At 70.3% G+C, this 22,411-nt stretch carries 19 protein-coding genes; 4 read left to right on the top strand and 15 right to left on the bottom strand.

Going from position 1 to position 22,411, the window contains the following annotated elements:
- Positions 1 to 52: 52 nt before the first annotated feature.
- The 5 genes from murD to ABKW26_RS10910 form a co-directional block, all read right to left on the bottom strand.
- Positions 53 to 1,537 carry a UDP-N-acetylmuramoyl-L-alanine--D-glutamate ligase gene (gene murD, locus ABKW26_RS10930; RefSeq protein WP_348593603.1) on the bottom strand — a complete coding sequence of 495 codons (1,485 nt, stop codon included), beginning with the start codon at positions 1,535 to 1,537 and terminating at the stop codon, positions 53 to 55.
- Positions 1,537 to 2,619: a phospho-N-acetylmuramoyl-pentapeptide-transferase gene (mraY, locus tag ABKW26_RS10925; RefSeq protein WP_348593601.1), complete on the bottom strand. Its 1,083-nt coding sequence runs from the start codon at positions 2,617 to 2,619 to the stop codon at positions 1,537 to 1,539. Before mraY ends, murD begins: the two co-directional genes overlap by 1 nt.
- A complete protein-coding gene (gene murF / locus ABKW26_RS10920) occupies positions 2,616 to 4,013 on the bottom strand; it encodes a UDP-N-acetylmuramoyl-tripeptide--D-alanyl-D-alanine ligase (RefSeq protein ID WP_348593599.1) in 1,398 nt (465 codons plus the stop codon). The genes mraY and murF overlap by 4 nt, the downstream gene beginning before the upstream one ends.
- Positions 4,010 to 5,662: a UDP-N-acetylmuramoyl-L-alanyl-D-glutamate--2,6-diaminopimelate ligase gene (locus tag ABKW26_RS10915; RefSeq protein WP_348593597.1), complete on the bottom strand. Its 1,653-nt coding sequence runs from the start codon at positions 5,660 to 5,662 to the stop codon at positions 4,010 to 4,012. Before ABKW26_RS10915 ends, murF begins: the two co-directional genes overlap by 4 nt.
- A 94-nt stretch (positions 5,663 to 5,756) precedes the next feature.
- Complete coding sequence (locus tag ABKW26_RS10910; RefSeq protein ID WP_348593594.1) at positions 5,757 to 7,439, bottom strand: penicillin-binding protein 2; 1,683 nt, start codon at positions 7,437 to 7,439, stop codon at positions 5,757 to 5,759.
- Here ABKW26_RS10910 and ABKW26_RS10905 point away from each other — a divergent pair.
- Positions 7,438 to 8,184 carry a hypothetical protein gene (locus tag ABKW26_RS10905; protein ID WP_348593593.1) on the top strand — a complete coding sequence of 249 codons (747 nt, stop codon included), beginning with the start codon at positions 7,438 to 7,440 and terminating at the stop codon, positions 8,182 to 8,184. The two genes, ABKW26_RS10910 and ABKW26_RS10905, sit on opposite strands and share 2 nt — an antisense overlap.
- Here the strand turns inward: ABKW26_RS10905 and ABKW26_RS10900 are convergent.
- The 6 genes from ABKW26_RS10900 to ABKW26_RS10875 all read right to left on the bottom strand — a co-directional run bounded on the left by ABKW26_RS10900 (position 8,162) and on the right by ABKW26_RS10875 (position 12,938).
- Positions 8,162 to 8,584, bottom strand: a complete 423-nt coding sequence (locus ABKW26_RS10900; RefSeq protein WP_348593591.1) for a hypothetical protein — start codon at positions 8,582 to 8,584, stop codon at positions 8,162 to 8,164. The two genes, ABKW26_RS10905 and ABKW26_RS10900, sit on opposite strands and share 23 nt — an antisense overlap.
- 2 nt (positions 8,585 to 8,586) lie before the next feature.
- The gene (gene rsmH / locus ABKW26_RS10895) at positions 8,587 to 9,603 is read right to left on the bottom strand and encodes a 16S rRNA (cytosine(1402)-N(4))-methyltransferase RsmH (RefSeq protein WP_348593589.1); all 1,017 of its coding nucleotides are present in this window, start codon (positions 9,601 to 9,603) and stop codon (positions 8,587 to 8,589) included.
- 169 nt (positions 9,604 to 9,772) lie between these two features.
- The gene (gene mraZ / locus ABKW26_RS10890) at positions 9,773 to 10,228 is read right to left on the bottom strand and encodes a division/cell wall cluster transcriptional repressor MraZ (RefSeq protein WP_348593694.1); all 456 of its coding nucleotides are present in this window, start codon (positions 10,226 to 10,228) and stop codon (positions 9,773 to 9,775) included.
- Between the two features lie 526 nt (positions 10,229 to 10,754).
- A complete protein-coding gene (locus ABKW26_RS10885) occupies positions 10,755 to 11,192 on the bottom strand; it encodes a DUF3040 domain-containing protein (protein ID WP_348593587.1) in 438 nt (145 codons plus the stop codon).
- Between the two features lie 40 nt (positions 11,193 to 11,232).
- Positions 11,233 to 12,492 carry a DNA polymerase IV gene (gene dinB / locus ABKW26_RS10880; protein ID WP_348593585.1) on the bottom strand — a complete coding sequence of 420 codons (1,260 nt, stop codon included), beginning with the start codon at positions 12,490 to 12,492 and terminating at the stop codon, positions 11,233 to 11,235.
- Positions 12,489 to 12,938: an SAV_6107 family HEPN domain-containing protein gene (locus ABKW26_RS10875; protein WP_348593583.1), complete on the bottom strand. Its 450-nt coding sequence runs from the start codon at positions 12,936 to 12,938 to the stop codon at positions 12,489 to 12,491. Before ABKW26_RS10875 ends, dinB begins: the two co-directional genes overlap by 4 nt.
- Positions 12,939 to 13,050: 112 nt before the next feature.
- Between ABKW26_RS10875 and ABKW26_RS10870 the strand changes: the two genes are divergently transcribed.
- Positions 13,051 to 14,031, top strand: coding sequence for a fused MFS/spermidine synthase (locus ABKW26_RS10870; RefSeq protein ID WP_348593581.1), 981 nt, complete (start codon positions 13,051 to 13,053; stop codon positions 14,029 to 14,031).
- A 57-nt stretch (positions 14,032 to 14,088) separates the two neighbouring features.
- Here the strand turns inward: ABKW26_RS10870 and ABKW26_RS10865 are convergent, their stop codons facing one another.
- The 4 genes from ABKW26_RS10865 to ABKW26_RS10850 all read right to left on the bottom strand — a co-directional run bounded on the left by ABKW26_RS10865 (position 14,089) and on the right by ABKW26_RS10850 (position 18,585).
- The gene (locus ABKW26_RS10865) at positions 14,089 to 15,021 is read right to left on the bottom strand and encodes a PAC2 family protein (protein ID WP_348593579.1); all 933 of its coding nucleotides are present in this window, start codon (positions 15,019 to 15,021) and stop codon (positions 14,089 to 14,091) included.
- A gap of 122 nt (positions 15,022 to 15,143) precedes the next feature.
- Complete coding sequence (locus tag ABKW26_RS10860) at positions 15,144 to 15,584, bottom strand: response regulator (protein WP_348593577.1); 441 nt, start codon at positions 15,582 to 15,584, stop codon at positions 15,144 to 15,146.
- Positions 15,581 to 17,290 (bottom strand): ATP-binding protein, encoded by a 1,710-nt coding sequence (locus tag ABKW26_RS10855; RefSeq protein WP_348593575.1) that lies wholly within the window; start codon positions 17,288 to 17,290, stop codon positions 15,581 to 15,583. The genes ABKW26_RS10860 and ABKW26_RS10855 overlap by 4 nt, the downstream gene beginning before the upstream one ends.
- 20 nt (positions 17,291 to 17,310) lie before the next feature.
- Positions 17,311 to 18,585 carry a SpoIIE family protein phosphatase gene (locus ABKW26_RS10850; RefSeq protein WP_348593573.1) on the bottom strand — a complete coding sequence of 425 codons (1,275 nt, stop codon included), beginning with the start codon at positions 18,583 to 18,585 and terminating at the stop codon, positions 17,311 to 17,313.
- Between the two features lie 198 nt (positions 18,586 to 18,783).
- Here ABKW26_RS10850 and ABKW26_RS10845 point away from each other — a divergent pair, with 198 nt between their 5' ends.
- A complete protein-coding gene (locus ABKW26_RS10845) occupies positions 18,784 to 21,051 on the top strand; it encodes an AAA family ATPase (RefSeq protein WP_348593571.1) in 2,268 nt (755 codons plus the stop codon).
- Between the two features lie 45 nt (positions 21,052 to 21,096).
- Positions 21,097 to 22,308 carry a phosphoglycerate dehydrogenase gene (gene serA / locus ABKW26_RS10840; RefSeq protein WP_348593569.1) on the top strand — a complete coding sequence of 404 codons (1,212 nt, stop codon included), beginning with the start codon at positions 21,097 to 21,099 and terminating at the stop codon, positions 22,306 to 22,308.
- Positions 22,309 to 22,411 lie beyond the last annotated feature (103 nt).

Raw genomic sequence — 22,411 nt, 5'->3', positions numbered from 1 at the left:
CAGCGAGCGGTTCGGGCCGCCGCGGCGTCGCAGTCCTTGCCATCGTGCGCCGCTACCGGGTCGCCGAGGCGATGCGGCGCGCCTCGGCGGTGAAGGCGTCGCCGCGCTCGGCGTAGGAGCTGAACTGGTCCATCGAGGCGCACGCCGGCGCCAGGAGGACGGTGTCCCCAGGCTGGGCGAGGTCGAAAGCATGGTCGACCGCTCGATGCATCACCGTCCCAGTGTCACCAGGATCGACCTCCACGACCGGCACATCGGGCGCGTGTCGCTCGAGAGCCTCACGGAGCCCGGCGTGCTCCGTGCCGATGAGGACTGCGGCCCGGAGCTGGCCGGCCCGGGACCGGACGAGCTCGTCGAACGTGGCTCCCTTGGCGAGGCCCCCGGCGATCCACACGACCGTGCCCGGCGCAAAAGACCCGAGCGACGCTGCGGCTGCGTGGGCGTTCGTCGCCTTCGAGTCGTCGACGAACGCGACCGCGGGCGGCTCATCGGCGCCGGGGGCTGCGATGCCGTCGTCCGTGGTCCGGTGACGTGCCGGCGCGGTGGCGACCGTCTCGATCCTGTGGCCCCCGGGCTGGAAGGCCCGGAGCCCGTCCCGCACCGCCGAGGCACCGACACCGTACGCGCGCGCAAGAGCCGCGGCGGCGAGCGCGTTCGACACGACGTGCGACGGCACGCTGCCGTCCGGTCCCGCGAGATGGGCCAGGTCGTCCAGCGTGCCCAGCTCCGCGGCACGCTCGTGGCGCGTCGGGTCGTCGTCCGCAGCATGGAACGCTCGGTCGCACAAGACTCCGTCGACCACCCCGAGCTCCGAGCGTCCGGGAGCCCCGAGAGTGAGACCGACCGCGCGCGCGCCCTCCCGGACGTCTGCGTCGCGCACGAGCTGCTCCGTCCGGGCGTCGGCAGTGTTGTAGATGCACGCACGCTGCGCCCGCTCGTAGATCCTGCCCTTGGCGCGCGCGTAGTCCTCGAGCGATCCGTGCCAGTCGAGGTGGTCCTGCGCGACGTTGAGGACAGCACCGGCCAGGACGGACATCGAGTGCGTGAAGTGCAGCTGGAAGCTCGAGAGCTCGATGGCGAGCACGTCGAGGGTCTCGTCGAGCACGGCGTCGACGAGCGGTCGTCCGACGTTCCCGACGGCCACCGTGCGGTGCCCGTCCGCCTCGAGGATCGACTGCAGCATCTCCACCGTGGTCGTCTTGCCGTTCGTCCCCGTGACCGCGAGCCAGGGCGCGGGTTCGCCAGTGGAGGGGCAGGCCACGCGCAGGTGCCAGGCGAGCTCGACCTCGCTCCACACGGGGATGCTGCGTGCGAGCGCCTCGACGAGGACGGGTGTGGTCGGTGGCCAGCCCGGGGACGCGACGACGAGGTCGACCGCACCGAGGTCGACCTCACCCGCGTCGGCGACGTCGGCGTCCGCAGCGCGCGCGTCGAGCGACACGACCGACCCGGCACGTGAGGCCAACGCCCGGACGACGGCGCGACCGGTCACGCCCAGGCCGACGACGAGCACACGAGCCGAAGCGAGGTCGACCACTAGCCCACGACCCACTCACCGTAGAAGATGCCCATACCGAGGGCCACGAAGAGACCGGCGATGATCCAGAAGCGGATGACGATCGTCACCTCGCCCCAGCCCGAGAGCTCGAAGTGGTGGTGCAGCGGTGCCATCTTGAACACGCGCTTGCCGGTCATCTTGAAGAAGCCGATCTGGATGATGTCCGAGAGGACCACGAGCACGAACATCCCACCGATGATGATCGCGAGGATCTCGGTCCGGGAGAGGATCGAGAGACCTGCGAGCGCGCCGCCGAGGGCGAGCGAGCCCGTGTCGCCCATGAAGATCTTCGCCGGCGAGGCGTTCCACCAGAGGAAGCCGAAGCAGGCGCCCATGATGGCCGCGGCGACGATCGCCAGGTCGAGCGGGTCCCGCACCTCGTAGCAACGTGGTCCGACCGAGCCCGCGAGCTGGCAGTTCTGGTTGAACTGCCAGATCCCGACGATGACGTACGCGCCGAAGACGATGAGCGAGACACCGGTGGCGAGCCCGTCCAGGCCGTCGGTGAGGTTCACCGCGTTCGACCAGGCGGTGATGATGAGGTTCGCCCAGAGGACGAAGAGGATGAGGCCGAGCGTGACGCCGGCGAACGCCAGGTCGATGTTCGTGTCACGGATGAACGAGATCTTCATCGACGCAGGCGTCCGGAAGTTCTCGTTCGGGAAGCGCACCGCCAGCACGGCGAAGGTGATCCCCACGACTCCCTGGCCGACGATCTTCCACCGGGCCGAGAGCCCGAGGCTGCGTTGACGCGAGATCTTGATGTAGTCGTCGAGCAGACCGATGAGGCCGAGGCCCGCCATGAGGAAGATGACGAGGACGGCGGACGTCGACGGAAGGCGTCCGCTGACGATGCACGCCATCGCCCATCCTGCGATCGTGGCCCCGATGATGACGACGCCACCCATGGTCGGTGTGCCGCGCTTGGTGAAGTGCGCGGTCGGTCCGTCCTGCCGGATGAACTGGCCGTAGTTGCGCCTGACGAGCAGCCGGATGAACAGCGGTGTGCCGAAGAGCGCGACGAGCAGCGCCGTTCCCGCCGAGACGAGTACCCCGATCACGAGGCGACCGCGCCGGCGAGCTCGTCGCCGAGGCGCCACAGACCCGCGCCGTTGGACGCCTTGACGAGCACGACGTCCCCGTCGCGGAGCTCCCCCGCGAGGAACCGCGAGGCGCTGTCGACGTCCGGGACCTCGAGCACCTCGTCGCCCCAGGACCCTTCCTGGGTCGCACCGTCACCGATGCCGGACGCGCCGGCTCCGACGACCACGAGCAGCTTGATGTTCAGACGTACGACCAGGCGGCCGACCTCGTCGTGCACCGCGCGCGAGTCCGGTCCGAGCTCGAGCATCTCGCCGAGGACCGCGATGGATCGTCGGTCGCGGCCCGCCATGACAGCGAGGGCCTTGAGCGCCGCGCGCATCGAGTCCGGGTTCGCGTTGTAGGAGTCGTCGATGACGGTCACACCGTCGGGACGGTCGGTGACGGCCATCCGGTGCGGGCTGGAGGCGGCCGCCGTGCTGAGGATCGCCGCGACGTCGGCGAGCGGCAGCCCGAGCTCGAGAGAGGCCGCGGCGGCAGCGAGCGCGTTGGTGAGGTGGTGCTCCCCGACGAGACGGAGAGCGACCGGCGCGGTAGCACCAGCGTGCTGGAGCTCGAAGGACACCCGGCCGCCGCGGTCGATGCGGACGTCGACAGCACGCACCGTGCAGTCGCGGACGGTGCCGAAGGTCACCACACGACCCGGCGCGACGTCCCGCATCGCGACGACACGGTGGTCGTCGGCGTTGAGCACCGCGACCCCGCCGGGTGCCAGACCCGTCACGAGCTCGGACTTCGCCCGAGCGACGGCGTCGAGGCCGCCGAAGCCGCCGAGGTGGGCACTACCGACAGCCAGGACGACGGCGACGTCAGGAGGGGCGATGCCCGTGAGGTACGTGAGGTCGCCGGCTGCGGAGGCGCCCATCTCCAGGACGAGGAAGCGCGTGCTGCGTGTCGCGCGCAGCACCGTGAGCGGCAGCCCGATCTCGTTGTTGAGCGAGCCCGCGGGCAGCACCGTCTCCCCTGCAGAGGCGAGCACCTCGCCGAGCAGGTCCTTCGTCGTGGTCTTGCCGACGGATCCCGTCACAGCGACAACCTCGACCGGCCCCACGCCGCGCAGTCGGCGCAGGTGCTCGGCAGCGAGCAGGCCGAGTGCCAGCTGGACATCGCGGACGACGACGCACGGCGTCCCCTCGATCGCACGCGACGCCAGCACGAGCGCGGCTCCCGCGTCGACGGCCGTTTGCGCGTGGTCGTGCCCGTCGGTCCGTTCGCCGACGATCGCGACGAAGAGTCCGTCCGGGCCCACCTTCCGCGAGTCCGTCTCGACCGTGCCGCGGACGACGAGCTCGGGGGAAGCGGTCAGCTCGCCCCCGGTGACCTGCGCGATCTCTGCTGCGGTCAGATCGATCACTCGTCGTGCTCCTTCGTGTTGTTCACGCGGGCCGCCAGTGCAGCCCGCACCTCGACCCTGTCGTCGAGCGGGTGGTTCACGCCGTCGATCTCCTGCCACACCTCGTGGCCCCGACCGGCAACGAGGACTGTATCGTCCTCCTGCGCGGCGAGGACGACCTCACGGATGGCCCGCGCACGTGGAGCGATCTCGAGGACCTCCACGACGTGCGCCCGGGTCTCACCAGGAGCACCGGCCGCGACCTCACGGGCACCGACGAGGACGTCGGCCCGGATCCCTTCGGCGGGCTCTCCGTGCGGGTCGTCGTCGGTGATCACCACGACGTCGGCAGCACGCGCTGCGACAGCGCCCATCGTAGGCCGTTTGCCCTTGTCCCGGTCCCCCGTCGCGCCGAAGACGACCGTCAGCCGTCCGCGGGTCGTCGGGCGCAGGGCAGAGATCGCCAGCTCGAGGGCGTCGGCGTTGTGCGCGAAGTCGACGACGACGCGCGGCGACGCACCGACGAGCTCCATCCGGCCCGGGACCGCCGCGTCGAGGCCGCCCGACAGGTCGAGCGCCGCAGACAGCGCCTCGGTGTCCGCCCCTGCCTCGACCACCATCGTCAGCGCGAGCGCCGCGTTGGCCACGTTGAACGCGCCCGGGAGAGCCGTGCGTGTCCGGATGCTGCGCCCGTCGCGATGACGCAGCGTGAACGCCGAGCCGTCGCTCTCTGGGACGACGTCGGTGACCCACCAGTCGGTGGCTCCGGCGCTCTCGACGCTCAGCGTCGCGACGGGGATGCGCGCCGCCTCGGCGAAGCGGCGGCCCCAGCGACCGTCGACGACGACGACACCGCGCCGCGCTCGCTCCGGGGTGAACAATGTCACCTTCGCTGCGAAGTACTCGTCGAGCGTCTCGTGGAAGTCGAGGTGGTCCTGGCTGAGGTTCGTGAAGCCGACCATGTCGAACACGATGCCGTCGACCCGGTTCAGCGCGAGCGCGTGCGAGGACACCTCCATCGCGAGCGTCTGGACACCGTCCTCCCGCATGGTCGCCAGGACGGCCTGCAGCGTCGCTGCGTCGGGCGTGGTCAGTCGGCTCGGCAGCACGCGGTCGCCCGACCGTGTCTCGACCGTGCCGATGAGCCCGACCGTGCGTCCCTGCGCCCGGGACAGCTGGTCGAGCAGGTATGTGGTGGTGGTCTTGCCGTTGGTCCCCGTGACGCCGAACGTCAGGAGCGAGTCCGCCGGGTCCCCGTAGAACCATGCGGCGAGACCGCTGAGCAGGGCCCGCACGTCGGCGCCGTCGGGGACGAGCAGCACGGGCACCGCCCCCGTAGCCCCGGAGGCGCTGCTGGTGGCGCTGGTGGCGCTGGTGGCGCTGAGCGAGCGCACGCTCTCGGCGACGAGCTTGCGGCCGTGCGCATCCGTGAGGATCGCGACCGCACCGCGACGGACTGCGTCGGCCGCGTAGCGGGCGCCGTGAGAGGTGAATCCCTGGGTCGCGACGAACAGGTCTCCGGGGACGACGTCGCCGCTGCTCGAGGTCAGGCCGGTGACGCTCACCTGCGCCGACGAGTCCGGCGCAACGAGGTCGAACCGTGCGGAGATCGCGCCGACGGACCGAGCGCTCGAGCTGGCGGGGCGCATCTGGTCGTGCACGGAAGTCATGGGACAAACCTATCCTGCGAGGGCCAGCGCCCCGCGCACGGTCGAGACGGTCCGGCGGCTGCTGCGGCTGCCGTGGGCCGGTCTCGGCCCACGGTCACCAGGTGGTCGGGTACAGGTTCGCGACGGTTCCCGACGGCTCGACACCGAGCTGCTGGAGCCCGGCCGACGTCACCTCGGCGAAGACGGGTGCGGCGGCGTCGCCGCCGAAGATCGACACCTTCGGGTTCTCGATGAAGACGCCCACGGCCAGACGCGGGTCGTCGACGGGTGCCACGCCGATGAACGACGCGAGGATGTTGTTGAGCGCTCCGCTGGCGTCCGGGGTCTGCGCCGTCCCGGTCTTGCCTGCGACACGGTACCCGTCGATGGCTGCGTTCGATCCCGTGCCCTCGACGACGGCCGACTCCATCATCGAGAGAACCTGCTCCGCGGTCCCGGGCGAGATCGCCTGGACACCGGCCGGCTGCACGGACGGGCTGAAGGTTCCGCCCGCCGGTGTCGTCCCGGCCACGAGGTGCGGGGTGACCCGCACCCCGTCGTTCGCGATCGTCGCGAAGACGTTGGTCGCCTGAAGAGCCGTGACCGAGACGCTCTGCCCGAAGAGCACCGCATACTCCGTACGCCCGTCCCAGCTGTCCGCGGGCGCGAGCAGGCCCTTCTCCTCCCCCGCGAGCTCGATGCCCGTGGTCTCGCCGAACCCGAACTTCTTGAGGTAGTCGTGGCGGACCTGCTTAGGGATGTTCTGGCCGACCATGACGGTGCCGGTGTTGGACGAGTCGGCGAAGATCCCGGTGAGCGTCCAGTTCTCCATCTCGTGCTCGTGGGAGTCTTCGAAGGTCTGGTTGTTCGCCGTCGTGTACTTGTCCTCCACCTGGTACTGGCTCGTCGGTGTCGCCACGCCGGTCTCGATCGCGGCAGCCATCGTGATGACCTTCGCGGTGGACCCCGGGTCGAAGATGGTCGAGATGGCCTTGCTCCCGCCGAAGCCGTCCGGGCTGTTCGGGTCGAACGTGCCGGAGTCCGCGAGAGCGAGGATCGCCCCTGTCTTGATGTCCATGACGACGACGAAACCGCCCGTGCCGCCCATCTTGGCGATCTGCGCGTCCAGCGAAGCCCCCGCCAGCCACTGGAGATCCGTGAGGATCGTCAGCTGGACGTCGTCCCCCGGGACGGCGGGGACGGTCGACTGCACCCCCGTGGGGATGACGTGCCCCTTCGACCCGCGCTCGTACGTCATGCTGCCCTCGGTGCCGGCGAGGGTGTCGTTGAGGGAGTGCTCGAGGCCCGCCTTGCCGACGGTGTCGCTGCCGATGAAGCCGATGAGGTTTCCACCGGTCGTGCCGGCCGGGTAGGACCGCTTGGAGAACGGCGTCGCGAACACGCCGGAGATCTCCAGCGCGCGGATGGCGTCCCACGTCTCCGGCGCGACGTCCTTCTTGATGACCTTGTACTTCCGCTCCCCGTTGAGCAGGGCGGCGAGCTCGGGGGCGGGGATGTCGAGGATCGGCGAGAGCAGCCGTGCCGCCTCGGTGGGGCCGCCGAGGAGGGTGCGGTCCTCGTAGTGCTTCCAGTTGGCGATGAGCTCCTGGTCCACGAAGATGTCGTACCGCGTGACGGACGTCGCGAGCACCACTCCGTCGGCGTCGGTGATCTCACCGCGGACCGCCGGGATCGCGGTCACCTTCGTCCGCATGTCCTGCGCGACGGCCGCGAGAGCTTCGCCGGCGTACAGCTGGACGTAGACGAGCCGTCCCGAGAAGAGCACGAGGACGAGCATGACGACGACACTGAGGAACCGGATCCGGCGTCCCGGGTCGGAAGCCTCCTTCGCGGGCTTCGGCTTCCGGGGCTCGCCGCTTCGGCGCACGACACTGCGTGCCCGCGCGGTCGACGCCGTGTCGCGCAAGACGATCCGTGGGCTCGACGCCGAGGAGGACGAGGACCGAGGAACCGTGCTCGAGGAGGTCGACCGCGCCGCCGACCCGGAGCGTGCTCCCACGACCGCTCTGGGCGACGCGACCGAACGTGTCGCGCTCCGCGGCGATGACGTCGTGCGCGCGGAGTTCGATCGCGGTGCGACAGGCTTCGATGCTGCCGTTCGCGGTGCACCCGCCGGCGCTCGCGGCGAACGCGCTGGTGCAGCGCCGCGAGCGCTCGTGCCCGTGCTCGCTCTCGATCGACCCGTCTGCGACTGTCGCGCACCCGTCGTGCCCGCCGAGCTCGCGCCGCCGCGCGTCGTGGACGAACGCGGTCGCTCGGTCGTGCTCCGCGAGCCGGCCGTGCGTGGAGAGTCTGTTGTGCGTCCGGCGTCTGTCTTGCGTGCAGGCGCGGTCTTGCGCCCAGACTCCGTCGTGCGGGGGGAAGCCTTCCGGTCGACCGTGCGGTCAGAGCCGACCCGCGCCGAGTCACCCGGGCGCGGCGTACGAGGTCGGCGACCGCCGGCGTCGCCAGGTGTGCCCGCGCTCGACCGCGGCGTCCGAGGGGTTGGACCCGATGGAGTCATTGCCCCGCCGCAGGGCTGACCGCACCGCCGATGATCGTCCGGTCCGAGAGCCGCAGCACGGGGGGCTCGGAGACACGCACCATCCCGAGCTCGGTCGCACGCATCGCCAGGGCCTGCGGTGACTGCAGTGCATCGAGGCGTGCGTGCAACGTGTCCGTCACCTCTGCCTGGGCCGCGAGCTCTCGCTGCAACGACTGGGCCTCGTAGGACCCGTCGGCCATCGCCGTGTTGAGGACGAGCGTCCCCAGCAGCGCCCCGGCCAGGAGACCGATGCACGTGAGGACGAACGGCGCTCGACTCCGAGCCTGTGTCGGCGACTGGACGAGCCGGAGCCTCGGCGGCGCCGCAGACGGTCGCGACAGTGGCGTGGGACGCTGCTCGGGCAGGGTCCGCGCTGCGCTGGCGTGTGCTGTGCTCATGGTCAGCGCTCCGTCCGGTTCTTCAGGTGGTCAGGTGTGGGTCGTGTGCGTTCGGCCGCTCGGAGACGGACCGACGCGGAACGTGGGTTGAGCTCGAGCTCACGCTCGTCGGCGTCCTCAGCGCCTCGGGTGAGGAGCCTGAGGTACGGACGGTGCGTCTCGGGCTCGACCGGGAGATCCGGAGGAGCGCTGGAGACGGCACCTCGGGCTAGCTCGCGCTTGGCGAGCCTGTCCTCGAGCGAGTGATAGGACTCGATGACGATCCGTCCGCCGACGTCCAGCGCCTCGACGGCAGCGGGCAGCGCCCGGGCAAGGACCTCGAGCTCACCGTTCACCTCGATCCGCAGTGCCTGGAAGGTGCGCTTGGCCGGGTTACCTCCGGTCTTGCGGGTCGCCGCAGGGATGCACGCCCGGACGAGGTCGACCAGCTCTGCGGACCGCGACCACGGGCGCACGGCACGCTTCGCGACGATCGATCGCGCGATCTTCCCAGCGAAGCGCTCCTCGCCGTAGTCGCGCAGGATCCGGGCGAGGTCGCGCTCGTCGTAGGTGTTGAGGATGTCAGCGGCCGTGAGGCTCGCGGTCGAGTCCATGCGCATGTCGAGAGGCGCGTCGTGGGCGTAGGAGAACCCCCGCTCCGTCTCGTCGATCTGCAGGGAGGAGACCCCGAGGTCCATGAGGACTCCCTGGACGCTCGTGATCTGCAGCGACGCGAGGACATCGGCGATCTCGTCGTACACCGCGTGCACCCCGACGAACCGGTCACCGAAACCGGCGAGCCGCTCCCCCGCGAGCCGAAGAGCCTGTGGGTCGCGATCGATGCCGATCGCACGTACCTCCGGGAAGCGCTCCAGCACGGCTTCGGTGTGCCCGCCCATGCCGAGGGTGCAGTCGAGATAGACGGCGCCCGGCGCCTCGAGCGCGGGGGCAAGGAGCTCGACGCACCGGTCGAGCAGGACCGGGACGTGCCGGCCGGCCGCGTCACCGGCACCCGGCTGCGACTGAGAATCCTGCGTCATCGAGCCTCCTGCCTCTCCGTGGTCTGTGCCCAGTGCTCGTGGGTGCTGGTGGGTGGAGGCCACCCGATCAGGTCTCCCTCCGCGACCGTCTGACGCCGGGGAAGTGCGTCAGAGTGGCGGGAGGAGGCCTCATCGTGCGGCCTGCCGGGGTCGTGCTCGTGCGTACGTGTCAGAGGTGCAGCCCGGGGAGGATCTCCTCCGCGGTGTCCGAGTACGAGGCTTCTTGCTCGGCCAGGTAGGTCTCCCAGGTCGGTGCGTCCCAGATCTCCACCCGGGTTCCTGCGCCGATCACTGCGACGTCACGATCAAGACCTGCGTACTGACGAAGGTTGGCCGGTATCGAGATTCGACCTTGCTTGTCAGGGGTCTCGTCAGACGCTCCCGAGAGAAAGACACGCAGGTAGTCGCGGGCTTGCTTGCTCGTTACCGGTGCCTGGCGGATCTGCTCGTACATCCGACGGAACTCGTCCATCGGGAGCAAGAACAGGCACCGCTCCTGGCCCCGCGTCATCACCAGACCTTGGGCGAGCTGGGTCCGGAACTTCGCAGGAAGTATGAGGCGTCCTTTCTCGTCGAGCCGGGGCGTGTACGTACCCAGGAGAAGGCTTGGGGAACCACCGAACAGCTCACTCACTGCCGGCACCTCTCCTTCTTGCTCCAGGTGGCTCCACGGTACTCCACTTCCCTCCACCCTTCCCGGGGAAACACACAAACTTCACCCACCGCGCCATAAACCTGCAGGTGAGGTGGGTGGTGGGTGGTGGAGGGATTTCTCGGGGCGGAACGCGGAAATGGCGTCAGCAGAGAAAAGCACCGAACTCTGCGGGCCAGAACCGGCGGGAGAGCGCCCTCGGCATGGAGATGGCGACGTCCGGGGAGGGATGTGGAGGGTTGCGGGCTCGACACCGGTCCGCATGCCGACCGGCACGTCGGCGGGACGGCAGGAGCGAGGAACCGGGAGTGCGCGGTGCGGCCGCCGGCACGGACCGCTCGCAGCGGGGACAGGTGCCCGGGAGATCAGCCGGCCGCCGGGTCGACCGAGCTACCCGCGCAACGACAGCAGGAGCCGGGCTCGCGCCCGGCTCCTGCTGTCGTTGGTGATCCGCGTCGCGGAACGGGTCGGCGAGGTGGTGAGGCCTCGTCCGACCTGATCAGTCGGTGCCGTCTCCTCGACTGCGGCGTTCCCATCGCTCCTCGAGCCGCTGCATGAACGACCCGCTGCCCTTCGAGGGCTTCGTCGGTCGACCGGTGGACCGCTTGCTCGATCCGCTCGCCCCGGGCTTGCGGACCTCTCCGCTGTCGGACACGATCCCCTGTGGCCCTGAGGCTGCCTTCTTCGGCTGCGCGAAGGCGTAGGCGACCGCTGCGAACATGACGATGAAGCCGATGACACCCACCCACGGCACGGACTGGGCCGCCCCGAGCACCAGTGCGAGGAGACCGACCACGAGGCCGATCCCGGCAATCACGTATCGCACACTCGATCGCGGCGTCGTCGACTTCATCGTCGTCGCAAGCCGCGGGTCGTCAGACGTGAGCTCTCGCTCCATCTGTTCCAGAACACGCTGTTCGTATTCGGACAGAGGCATCTCTACCCCCGCACTCTTGTTCGTTGGGCCTTGGTATCCATCAGGATAGTTCGACATCTCGCATGATGGTAGTCCAACGGTCTTTCGCCGCTCCCGGGCCGATCGCGTGATCCCCGAAACGCCGCCGGACGTCGTCCATCGCGGACTCCACCTGACGCTGCTGCTCCGAGACGTCCCCGACCGCGTCGTCGAGGGTCAGCTGGATCGCCGCCTGCCCCCGGGCCTCGAGCGTCTCTGCACGGACCCCGACGAGCCGGACAGGAAGACCGCGCAGGTCGACGGCAGAGTACAGCTGGCGCGCGGCGAGGTAGATCTCCTGCCCGCTGTCCGTGGGCGACGGGAGCGCTCGCGACCGGGTGAGCGTGCGGAAGTCGCTCGTGCGGACCTTGACGCTCACTGTTCGGGTCAGCAGCTCGCGCTGTCGGAGCCGCGCAGCACACCGGTCGGCCAGCGCCAGCATCTTCGACTCGACGACCGAGGTCGTGTACTCGTCCCGCCCGAACGTGCTCTCCGCGCCGATGCTCTGCTCCCTCCGGACCGGTTCGACCGGGCGAGCGTCACGGCCCCAGGACAGGTCGAGGAGATGGTCACCGGCAGCAGTACCGAGGATGTGCCGGAGCACGGTCGGGTCGGTCGTCGCGAGCTGCTCGACGGTGAGGATGCCCCAGCGCGCGAGGTTCTGCTCCGTCTTCTCTCCCACCCCCCAGAGGGCCCCGACCGGCAAGGTGTGGAGGAACGGCACCGTCGCCTCGCGTGGGACGAGCATGAGGCCGTCCGGCTTCGCGTGCGTGGACGCGAGCTTTGCGACGAACTTGGAGGACGCGACACCGACCGAGCAGGTGATGCCGAACCGCGCACGGACGCTCTCACGGATCGATGCGCCGATCGCCGTGGACGAGCCCAGCCGCCGACGCGCACCGCTCACGTCGAGGAACGCCTCGTCGACGCTGATCGCCTCGACGAGGGTCGTCACCTCGCCCAAGAGCTCCATCACCCCTCGCGACACCTCGCGGTATGCGGGCAGGTCAGGCGTGATGTAGGTCGCCTGCGGGCAGAGCCTCTTCGCCATGCCGACCGGCATGGCGGACCTCACTCCGAAGGCGCGCGCCTCGTAGGTGGCGGCGAGCACCACACCCCGCTCCGCACCCCCGACGATCACCGGACGGCCTCGCAGGTGCGGTCGCCGAGCAACCTCGACCGAGGCGAAGAACGCATCCATGTCCACGTGGAGGATCGACGCGGTGGAGTCGTCCTCCCCCCAGGACCGGCGCGGTGCGGTCGACCGCGGACCACGGCTCACGACGCCCGCCGCACGCTCGGACCGAGATCGCTGAACGGATCGATCCCCAGGTGGACGCAGACGGCGTCGCGGAAGTCCTCAGCGGCGGCGACCCACCTGGAGGCGAGCGCGTCGTCGACGACGGACGTCCGCCCGGCATCGATCGCCGACCGTACGCTCGCACCCGACTCGAAGAAGGTCGCCCACGGAGCGAGCGCCGGCTCCTGCGTGGCGAGTCTCCGCCATGCGCTGCTCGCTCCGCGTCGAGCGGGTCGCTGGGGCTCCGCCGAGAGGACAGCGCCCGCCAGCCGGAGCGCGGCGAGGTGTCCGTGGGTGAAGCGCTCAGCGGGGTCCGAGGCGAGCTGCGCAGCCAACAGCTCACCGTCGCACCGACGGACGAGCTCGAGGACGCTGCGAGAGAGCGGTGCCGTGCTCCCGGGGTGCAGAGGTGCTGGTGCGGTTGTCATGTCGGTCCTCCCACTCCAAGTGTCGAACATCTGTTCGAATGCTGTCAAGACGTTCGTCGCGGATCGACGTCCACCGTGCCGGGCGGGGACCTGGGACGCCTAGTCTGGGGCGATGGCTCGCCGCTCCTCTCGCAACACATCCTCCTCCGGACCACTGACACGCAAGGGCTCGACCCAGACGCTGCTCCCGGAGGGTTCCGTCGAGACGTCGTCGGGCACCGTGGAGCTCGTCGCCGACCGGGACAGCCCACGGGCCCTGACCGTCCACGTCAACGGCGTCCCGAGCTCGTACGTCGATCTCGACGACCCGACGAACGTCGGCTTCGAGTACATGGAGATCATGTGCGCGGTCCTCGAGCGCGTCCCGCCCGGTCCGCTCGACGCGGTCCACCTGGGTGCAGCCGGGTGCGCGATGGCGCGGTACCTCGACGCCGCCCGACCGGGCTCGCGCCAGATCGGCATCGACATCGACGCCCGCCTCCTCGAGCTCGTCCGGACCTGGTTCGAGCTCCCTCGCTCCCCTCGCCTGCGCCTGCGCGCAGGCGACGCCCGTGCTGAGCTCGCGACGCTCGGGAGTGCGAGCGCCGACGTCGTCATCCGTGACGTGTTCGCCGGGGACCGCACTCCGCACCACCTCGTCACGGGCGAGTTCGTCGACGACGTCCTGCGTGTCCTGCGCCCCGGAGGGCTCTACCTCGTCAACTGCGCCGACAGACCACCGCTGAGCGCCGCGCGTGCGGAGGTGGCGACCTTGCGCGCCGCACTCGCTCGCGCCGAGGCCGCCGCAGCCTCGCGGGCACGGAGCGAGCCCTCCAGTGCCACGTCGGCCGACCCGTGGCACGGTGAGGTGGCTGTCGTCTCCGAGCCAGGTCTTCTCAAGGGCCGCAGGTACGGAAACCTCGTCCTCGCCCTGCGGACGCCGGTCAGCGGTCAGCGGTCCGACACCCTCAGCTCCGCGGGCCTCGCCCGGTCGTTGCGCTCCCTCGCGGTCCCCGCACACATCCTCTCGACCGGCGCCGAGACGGAACAGTTCGCCGGCCACGCCCCTGTCCAGCGGGACGGCGAGCCGCACCCGGCGCCCCCGGAGCGCTGAGGACCGCGCCGGGGCGTTCTCGCGACCGCCCGGGACCACCGCACCGGCCGCGGGCCGCTACGGCGCGTCGGGCCCTTGCTGCGCGAGGAAGCGCTCGAACTCAGCACCGAGCTCGTCGGCCGTCGGGATCGGAGCAGCATCGGCGAGCAGACTGCCTCGCTCGGCCGAGCGCGCGAAGGCGTCGTACTGCTCCTCGAGTCCACGCACGACCTCGGCGACCTCCTCGGACTCCGCGACCTGACGCTCGATCGACTCTCGTGCCTCTCCAGCCGCGGTGACGAGCGCGTCCGTCCCCAGGGAGAGCCCGGTCGCCGCCTCGACGTGGTTGAGCGCGACGATCGCGGCCGGCGGGTACGCCGACTGTGCGAGGTAGTGCGGGACGTGCACCGCGTACCCGATCGCGTCGCGGCCGACCTCACCCAGCCGCAGCTCGAGGAGGTTGGCGACGCTCGCCGGTACCTTGACCTTCCCGAACCAGGACGTGGCGTGGCCGATCAGCGTGCTGTCGGTCGCGTGCGCGGTCGCCGACATCGCACGCGTGTGCGGGATGCCCATCGGGATGCCGTACATGCCGACCGTCAGGGAGACGCCGAAGCGCTCGACGAGCGAGCACACAGCGGCGACGAACCTCTCCCACTGCACGTCCGGCTCGCTCCCGTGGAGCACGAGGAACGGCGTCCCCTCGGTGTCGTGGGCGACGTCGATCGCGAGGACGGGCGCGTCGTAGCTCGAGAACGCGTTCGAGTCGAAGACCATGGTCGGACGCTTGGAGCGGTAGTCGAGCAGCTGGTCGATGTCGAAGGTGACGAGTCGCGACGTCTCCGACGCAGACAGCAGGTGCTCGACGGCGAGAGCGCCGGTGCTTCCCGCGTCGACCAGCCCGCGGAGCGCGTTGACGAGTACCGGACCCGTGCCGCCGACGGCAGCGTCGAGGCCGCTCGCACCTTCCACCTCGGTGTCGATCTCGTAGAGCCCGCGAGGGTCAAGCACCTGGGTCCTCCTGTCGGTGTGGCCCGTGGACAGGTCCACCGAGCCGTGTTCAGACGATCGACAGGTCAAACACGTCCGAGCGCGCATTTCTTCCCGGCCGCGCCGACCCGGACGATCCTCGGTCAGCGAGACGGGAGCCGGACGACCGAGACGAAGAAGTCGTCGATCTTCTGCACGACCTCGATGAACCGGTCGAAGTCGACCGGCTTCGTCACGAACGCGTTGGCGTAGAGCGAGTACGCGCGCACGACGTCTTCCTCGGCCTCGGACGTCGTGAGGACCACGACGGGGATCTTGCGGAGCTCGTCGTCGGCCTTGAGCTCTGCAAGCACCTCGCGGCCGTCCATCCGAGGGAGGTTGAGGTCGAGGAGGATGAGGTCCGGCGTGACGGCGTCGACGTACGGACCCTGCTTGCGCAGGTACTCGATCGCGCTCACGCCGTCGTTGACGACGGTGAGGTGGTTCGCGACCTTGTTGTGCTCGAAGGCCTCGCGGGTCATGAGCACGTCGCCCGGGTCGTCCTCGACCAGCAGGACCTCCACGACGTCGATCGGTCCGATCACTGTCTCTCCTCGGGATTCTCCACGGCACGCCCTGTGGGCTCGGCCGCGTCGTCTGTCGACGTCGATGCGTCAGTCGATGAGGATAGCTCCACCACGACGGCGTCGTTGACACCCACCTCGCCGGTGGGCGCCTCGACCGGATCGGGGTGGGTCCAGCGGATCGTCGTGCCGCGCGTGCCGCCGTCTGGGTCGTGTGGTGTGGTGTCCACCCAGATGTCTCCACCGTGGTACTCCACGATCTTCTTGCACAGCGCGAGCCCGATACCGGTCCCGGCGTAGACGTCCTTCGGGTGCAGACGCTGGAAGATGACGAAGATGCGGTCGGCGTACTGCGCGTCGACCCCGATCCCGTTGTCCGTGCACCAGAGCTCCCAGCCGGAGCCGCGACGCACCGCGCCGACCTGGACCACAGGTGACCGGTCGGGTGCGCTGAACTTCACGGCGTTCCCGACGAGGTTCTGGAAGAGCTGGACGAGCAGCGTCGGCTGGCCGAGGACGGTCGGGAGGTCGGAGACCTCGACACGCGCGCCCCTCCCCTCGAGCATCGGCTCAAGGTTGACGAGCGCGGCCTGCAGAGCGCCCGCCAGCTCGACCGGCCGGGGCTCGTCGAGAGAGCGCCCGACCCGGGAGAAACCCAGGAGGTCCTGGATGAGGCGTTGCATGCGCTTGGCGCCGTCCACGGCGAACTCGATGTACTGGTCGGCACGCTCGTCGAGCTGACCTCCGTAGCGCTTCTGGAGGAGCTGGGTGAAGCTGGCCACCTTGCGCAGCGGCTCCTGGAGGTCGTGGGACGCGACGTACGCGAACTGCTCGAGGTCGCGGTTGGAGCGGCGCAGCTCTTCGGCCTGCTCCGTGACCTGCCGGTGCGCCTCGGCGATCTCGGCACGGGACGCGCTGGCGGCTGCCATCTGGTCCACGAGCGCGACCCGCATGGAGTCCACCGCGTTCGCGAGGGACGCGATCTCTCCGGGCGCACGGGTGCGCACCGCCTGGTCGAGAGATCCCGCGCTGACGGTCTCGGCCTTGGCTGCGAGGTCTGCCAGCGGCTCGAGGATCCGACGCCGGAGCGTGAACCAGACCCCGAGCCCCGCGCCGAGCGCGGCGAGCGACAGCAGCACGACAGCGAAGAAGAGCGCCTGCGTCCACGAGGAGAGCTCGTGCGCCGCGAGATCACGGTCCGCGCGCAGCGCCTGTGTGAACGTCTGCGCCTCGGCGCGTGCCGCGGAGTGGAGCGACGCCCCGAGCCGGTCCAGGTCCGCCGGGACGGCATCGCTCCCGCCTGCCCGCGCGATCGCCAGCACAGGCTCGGCGTACTCCTGGTGCCAGGCGCGGGCAGCAGCGACCGCGGAGTCGAGCTCCGCGACCCTCGGCGACCCGGTACCCAGCTCGTCGACGAGCGCCGTACGAACCGACCGCGTCGCTGACTCGGGAGAGGCGTCCAACGGGGCGAGCGTCGGTTCGTAGCCGACCGTGACGAACGAGTCGAGCGCGGTACTCGCGTCCTCGAGCCATCCGTAGAGCTCGTCCCCGGACGCGATGACCTCGTAGGAGAAGCCCGTGACACGCCCTTGCAGCGCGATCACCTGGGTGAGGGAGTACACCGCCGCCGTGAGGACGAGCAGGAGTGCCGCACCGGCGGCCGTGAGCGTGATGCTCAGCTGGCGACGCAGGGTGGAAGGTGCGGCGCCCTCGTCGTGATTCGTCACGCCTCGACCTCGCAGTCCTCTCAACTCCACTCCTCGGAGTCGGCGAGGGTCGCCGACCGCTGCCCGCCGCCGTGACCGGACGGTCCGGCCCAGCCCACGAGGAGCACTGCGGCATCGTCGGCGAGGCGTCCCCCGTGCGCGTCCCGCACGGTGTGCAAGAGGCGACCGACGAAGTCCTCGGTACCGAGCCGGAACTCCGCGTCGACCGCCTCGAGCAGACCCTCGAGCCCGAGTCGCGGTGCGCCCCGTCCAGCCGCACTCCGATCCCGCGACCGATCCTCTCCGTCGATTCCCTCGACGTCGGCCTGATCGAGGATCGTCGCCTCGAGAAGACCGTCGGTGTAGAGCATGAGCCACCACGCCTCGCCGAGCTCGACGTGCTGCGCCGGCCACGCCAGGTCGACCGGGATCCCGAGTGCGGGCCCCCGGCACACCGCGTCGATACCCCGGCTCGGCTCCCCCAGCACGATCGGCGCGTGGTGCCCGGCGAGGTAGAGGCTGGCGCTCGACCTGTCAGCAGACACCACGACCTGGCACAGCGTGGTGAATGTCTCCGGCCGAGACCTCTCGTTGACCAGCACGCGCTCCACGAGCGGCAGGATCCGGGCATCGTCGATCTCGGCGAGCACGAGGGTGCGCCAGGCGGTCCGCAGCGTCGCGCCGAGCGCCGCCTCGTCAGGCCCGTGACCTGCGACGTCCCCGACGATGCACAGAACGGACCCGTCCGGCCGCTCCACGACGTCATAGAAGTCCCCGCCGAGCAGTCCGTTGCCCCCGGGGAGGTAGCCGACGTGCACAGCGAGCCGCGCGTCGACGATCGACGGGGTGGGCAGCAGCGCCCGCTCGAGCCGAGCGGTCTCCTCCGCCCGGATCTCGCTGCGGTAGATCGTCCGCGACTGCAGGTCGAGGAGCCGCCGCTGCACCGCGTACCGAACGGAGCGCGCGAGCATGTCGGCGTCGACGTCGTGCTTGACGAGGAAGTCCTGCGCGCCTGCCGCGAGCGCAGCGACCCCGACGTCGCTCCCGGTCAGCCCGGTGAGGACGACGAGCGCCGGAGCCTCCGGCGAGGCACGGACGCGTTCGACCGCCGTGAGCCCTGCGGCGTCAGGGAGCCCGAGGTCGAGGAGGACGCAGTCGACGTCGAGCCGCAGGAGCGCCTCGGCGACCGTTCGGGCCCTGCTCAGCGTGACCGCGAGGTCGGCATCGGCGAAGAGCTCTTCGACGAGCAGCGCGTCGCCGTCGTCGTCCTCGACGAGGAGCACGCGCACAGGCACCGTCAGACCGATGTCCGTCATCCTCGCCCTGCCCCCGTTCTCTGTCGCAGTCCCTGGAAGGTCACCCGATGGTAGACCGAGACGCGCGACGGGCCGGTACGGCGCCGATCACGGGACGGTTCCTCGGACCGCCTCCACGTCCGCCATAATGGACGGTCGCGAGCCCGGGGCGTCCACACCGTCGTCCGACGCGATCCGCCCGCTCCTGGAGGGACAAGCGTGACCGATCAGTCCGACGAGATCCAGCTGGAACAACAGAACCTCGACGTGTTGTACACCCGGCTGGACGAGCTGCGCCGGATCACTCGCGAGCGCCTCACCGAGGTGCGCCGCGTGGGCCCGAGCGGCTCGCCGCAGAACCGGAGCGAGCGCGACGCCTTCGCCACCCTGTACGAAGACCGGGCAGCGCTGCTCGAGGCCGTCGAGGACAGGCTCTGCTTCGGCAGGCTGGACTTCGACGACGAGACCGCACGGTACATCGGGCGGATCGGCCTCACGGACGCCGAGCACACCTCCATCCTCACGGACTGGCGTGCGCCGGCAGCACAGTCGTTCTACCGCGCGACGGCAGCGCACCGCGACTCCGTGTCCCGGCGGCGGCACCTCGTGACGAAGGGGCGCACGGTCACCGGGCTGGAGGACGAGATCCTCGACCTGTCGATGCCTGGCCGGCACGGGAGCACGCTCAACCTCTCCGGCGAGGGCGCCCTGCTCGCGGCCCTCGCGAGCGGACGCACCGGCCACATGGGCGACATCGTCGCCACGATCCAGTCCGAGCAGGACACGATCATCCGCTCGGACCTCCAGGGGGCCCTCGTCGTCCAGGGCGGGCCCGGCACCGGCAAGACCGCGGTCGCCCTCCACCGCGCCGCCTACCTGCTCTACGCCCACCGTCGGCTGCTGGAGCGTTCGGGCGTCCTGCTCATCGGGCCCAGCCAGTCCTTCCTGCGATACATCGACCAGGTCCTTCCCTCGCTCGGCGAGACCGGCGTGGTGAGCACGACGATCGCCGATCTCCTGCCCGGTGTCTCCGCACGCGCCACCGAGCTGCCCGACGTCGCCGAGCTCAAGGGCCGCTCCGTCTTCGGCGCGATCGTCCGACGAGCGGTGCGCGCCCGCGAGCGGGTCCCCGCCCAGGACGCGCACGTCCGGGTCGACGGGCACGACATCGTCATCCGTCGATCCGACGTGCGCGACGCGATCGCGAAGGCTCGCCGCCACCACAAGCCGCACAACCTCGCACGCGTGACGTTCGTCCGCGAGATGCTCTCCCGGCTGGCCGACCAGTACATCGAGCAGATGCGCTTCCCGCTCGCTGACGACGAGCGCGGCGAGGTCATCGAAGAGCTGCGCACCACCCGCGAGATCCGCATCGCCCTCAACCTCGCATGGATGCCGCTCACCCCCCAGCGCCTCGTCGAGGACCTCTACGTCAAGCCGCACCGGCTCGCCGAGGCAGCGCCCGAGCTCACCCCTTCCGAGCGCAGCGCTCTCCAGCGGCCGCTAGGCGCACCGTGGACCGAGTCGGACGTCCCGCTGCTCGACGAGGCCGCCGAGTTCCTCGGTGAGGACGACCAGGCAGCCAAGGCCCAGGCCCGGCTCGACTCCGAGGAACGGGCCCAGACGCTGGACTACGCACGCCAGGTCCTCGAGGGCTCGGGGGCCGGCAACGGCCTGGTCGACGCCCAGACGCTCGCCGAGCGCTTCTCGACCGGCGGGTCGTACCTCACGACGGCAGAGAGGGCCGTGCAGGACCGGAGCTGGACGTATGCGCACCTCGTCGTCGACGAGGCGCAGGAGCTGTCCGCGATGGCCTGGCGGGCACTGCTGCGCCGGTGCCCCACCCGGTCCATGACCATCGTCGGCGACGTCGCACAGACGTCCTCACCCGCAGGCGCCCGATCGTGGTCCGCCATGCTGACCCCCCTCCTTCGCGACGCGTGGCGCCAGGAGGAGCTCACCGTGAACTACCGGACACCCGAGGCCGTCGCGACCGCAGCCCGCGAGCTCGCGCTCGCAGCAGGCCTGCCGGTCTCCCCGCTCACGTCGGCGCGTGAGTACCCGGGCGCACTGAACATCCACGCGTCTGCCGCGAGCCGGATCGTCCACGACAGCGTCGCACTGGCCCTGCGCACCCTCGCGGAGGTCGTCCAGGACGGTGCTGGCCAGGTCGCCGTCATCGCGAGCACCGAGCAGCACGCCGCACTGCTCCGCGAGCTCGCTGAGGTGGCACGCTCCGCGGGTACCGTCGACGCGTCGGCTCCCCTCGACGCACTGTCCGTGCTCACGGCATCCCAGGCGAAGGGACTCGAGTTCGACGCGGTCGTCCTCGTCGAGCCGCACGAGATCCTCACGGGCCCGGGCGGTGCCTCCGACCTCTACGTCGCCATGACCCGTCCGACGAAGTTCCTGCACATCACGCATGCGCTCCCGCTCCCGCTGGGTCTGCGCGAGGCCTCGGACGGACCTCCGACGCCGTCCGAGTGACAAGACCCGTTTGGCCAAACCCCCGCCGAGGAGGACCATGACGATGTGCTCAAGGCCCTCCTCCTCGAAAATGTCCACCCACTCACCGTCGATATCCTCGCCGCCCAAGGGATCGAGGTCGAGACCCGCGCTGGCGCGCTGGACGAGAACGAGCTCATCGACGCCCTCGACGGCGTCCAGATCCTCGGGATCCGGTCCAAGACCCAGGTGACCGACCGCGTCATCGAGGCGTCCAGCGAGCTGCTGACCATCGGCGCGTTCTGCATCGGGACCAACCAGATCGACCTCAAGTCCGCGGCGGCGCACGGAGTGGCTGCGTTCAACGCACCGTTCTCGAACACGCGCTCGGTCGTGGAGATCGCCCTCGCCGAGATCATCTCCCTGACCCGACGACTCACCGAGCGTGACAAGGCCCTGCACGCCGGAGTCTGGGACAAGTCGGCCGAAGGCTCGCACGAGGTGCGTGGACGCACGCTCGGGATCATCGGGTACGGGAACATCGGCACCCAGCTCTCCGTCCTCGGTGAGAACCTCGGGATGTCGGTCGTCTTCTACGACACCGCGGAGAAGCTCTCCCTCGGCAACGCCCGCCGGATGGACTCGCTCGAGGAGCTCCTCGCGGTCTCGGACATCGTCACGCTCCATGTCGACGGTCGCGGCGGCAACGCCGGATTGTTCGGCGAGAAGCAGTTCGCTCAGATGAAGCCTGGAGCGATCTTCCTCAACCTCTCGCGCGGCTTCGTCGTAGACACCGGTGCCCTCCGTGAGGCGATCCTCTCGAAGCACCTCGCCGGTGCAGCCATCGACGTCTTCCCGCACGAGCCGAAGAAGCGCGGCGACCAGTTCGAGTCCGAGCTCCGGGGCCTGCCGAACGTCATCCTCACCCCGCACATCGGCGGCTCGACGCTCGAGGCGCAGGAGGCGATCGGCGTCTTCGTCGCCAACAAGATCAAGGACTACGTGCGGACCGGGACCACGACGCTGAGCGTCAACCTCCCGAACCTGGCGCTCGAGAACTCGACCGGTGTCGCTCGCGTGGCGCACCTGCACCGCAACACCCCTGGAGTTCTCGCAGCGGTCAACCGGACGCTCGCCGAGCACGGCACGAACATCGAGGGGCAGCTCCTCGCGACGCGCGGCGAGATCGGCTACGTCGTCACTGACGCGGGCTCGGTCCTCGAGGCCGCGGTCATCGACGCCCTGCGCTCGATGGACCAGACGATCAAGCTCCGCGTCCTGTCGGAGACCCGCGCCTGACCGTCCCGTCGAGGATTGCGCCGGCGCCCACCACGTGAGCGACCGTCACCAGCACAGAAGGGGGGGGGGGGGGGGGGGGGGGGGGGGGGGGGGGGGGGGGGGG

Origin of the sequence: Sanguibacter sp. 25GB23B1 (genome assembly GCF_040012415.1) — a bacterium.
GTDB lineage: Bacteria > Actinomycetota > Actinomycetes > Actinomycetales > Cellulomonadaceae > Sanguibacter.
This window is presented reverse-complemented; position numbering and strand designations above follow the sequence as displayed.

Excerpts from the sequence above, each read along its gene's own strand:
- ABKW26_RS10915 (WP_348593597.1), bottom strand. The coding sequence starts at position 5,662 with ATGACTTCCGTGCACGACCAGATGCGCCCCGCCAGCTCGAGCGCTCGG.
- ABKW26_RS10905 (WP_348593593.1), top strand. The coding sequence starts at position 7,438 with ATGACGACGACACTGAGGAACCGGATCCGGCGTCCCGGGTCGGAAGCC.
- ABKW26_RS10910 (WP_348593594.1), bottom strand. The coding sequence starts at position 7,439 with ATGCTCGTCCTCGTGCTCTTCTCGGGACGGCTCGTCTACGTCCAGCTG.
- ABKW26_RS10900 (WP_348593591.1), bottom strand. The coding sequence starts at position 8,584 with ATGAGCACAGCACACGCCAGCGCAGCGCGGACCCTGCCCGAGCAGCGT.
- rsmH (WP_348593589.1), bottom strand. The coding sequence starts at position 9,603 with ATGACGCAGGATTCTCAGTCGCAGCCGGGTGCCGGTGACGCGGCCGGC.
- ABKW26_RS10885 (WP_348593587.1), bottom strand. The coding sequence starts at position 11,192 with ATGCCTCTGTCCGAATACGAACAGCGTGTTCTGGAACAGATGGAGCGA.
- ABKW26_RS10875 (WP_348593583.1), bottom strand. The coding sequence starts at position 12,938 with ATGACAACCGCACCAGCACCTCTGCACCCCGGGAGCACGGCACCGCTC.
- ABKW26_RS10870 (WP_348593581.1), top strand. The coding sequence starts at position 13,051 with ATGGCTCGCCGCTCCTCTCGCAACACATCCTCCTCCGGACCACTGACA.
- ABKW26_RS10850 (WP_348593573.1), bottom strand. The coding sequence starts at position 18,585 with ATGACGGACATCGGTCTGACGGTGCCTGTGCGCGTGCTCCTCGTCGAG.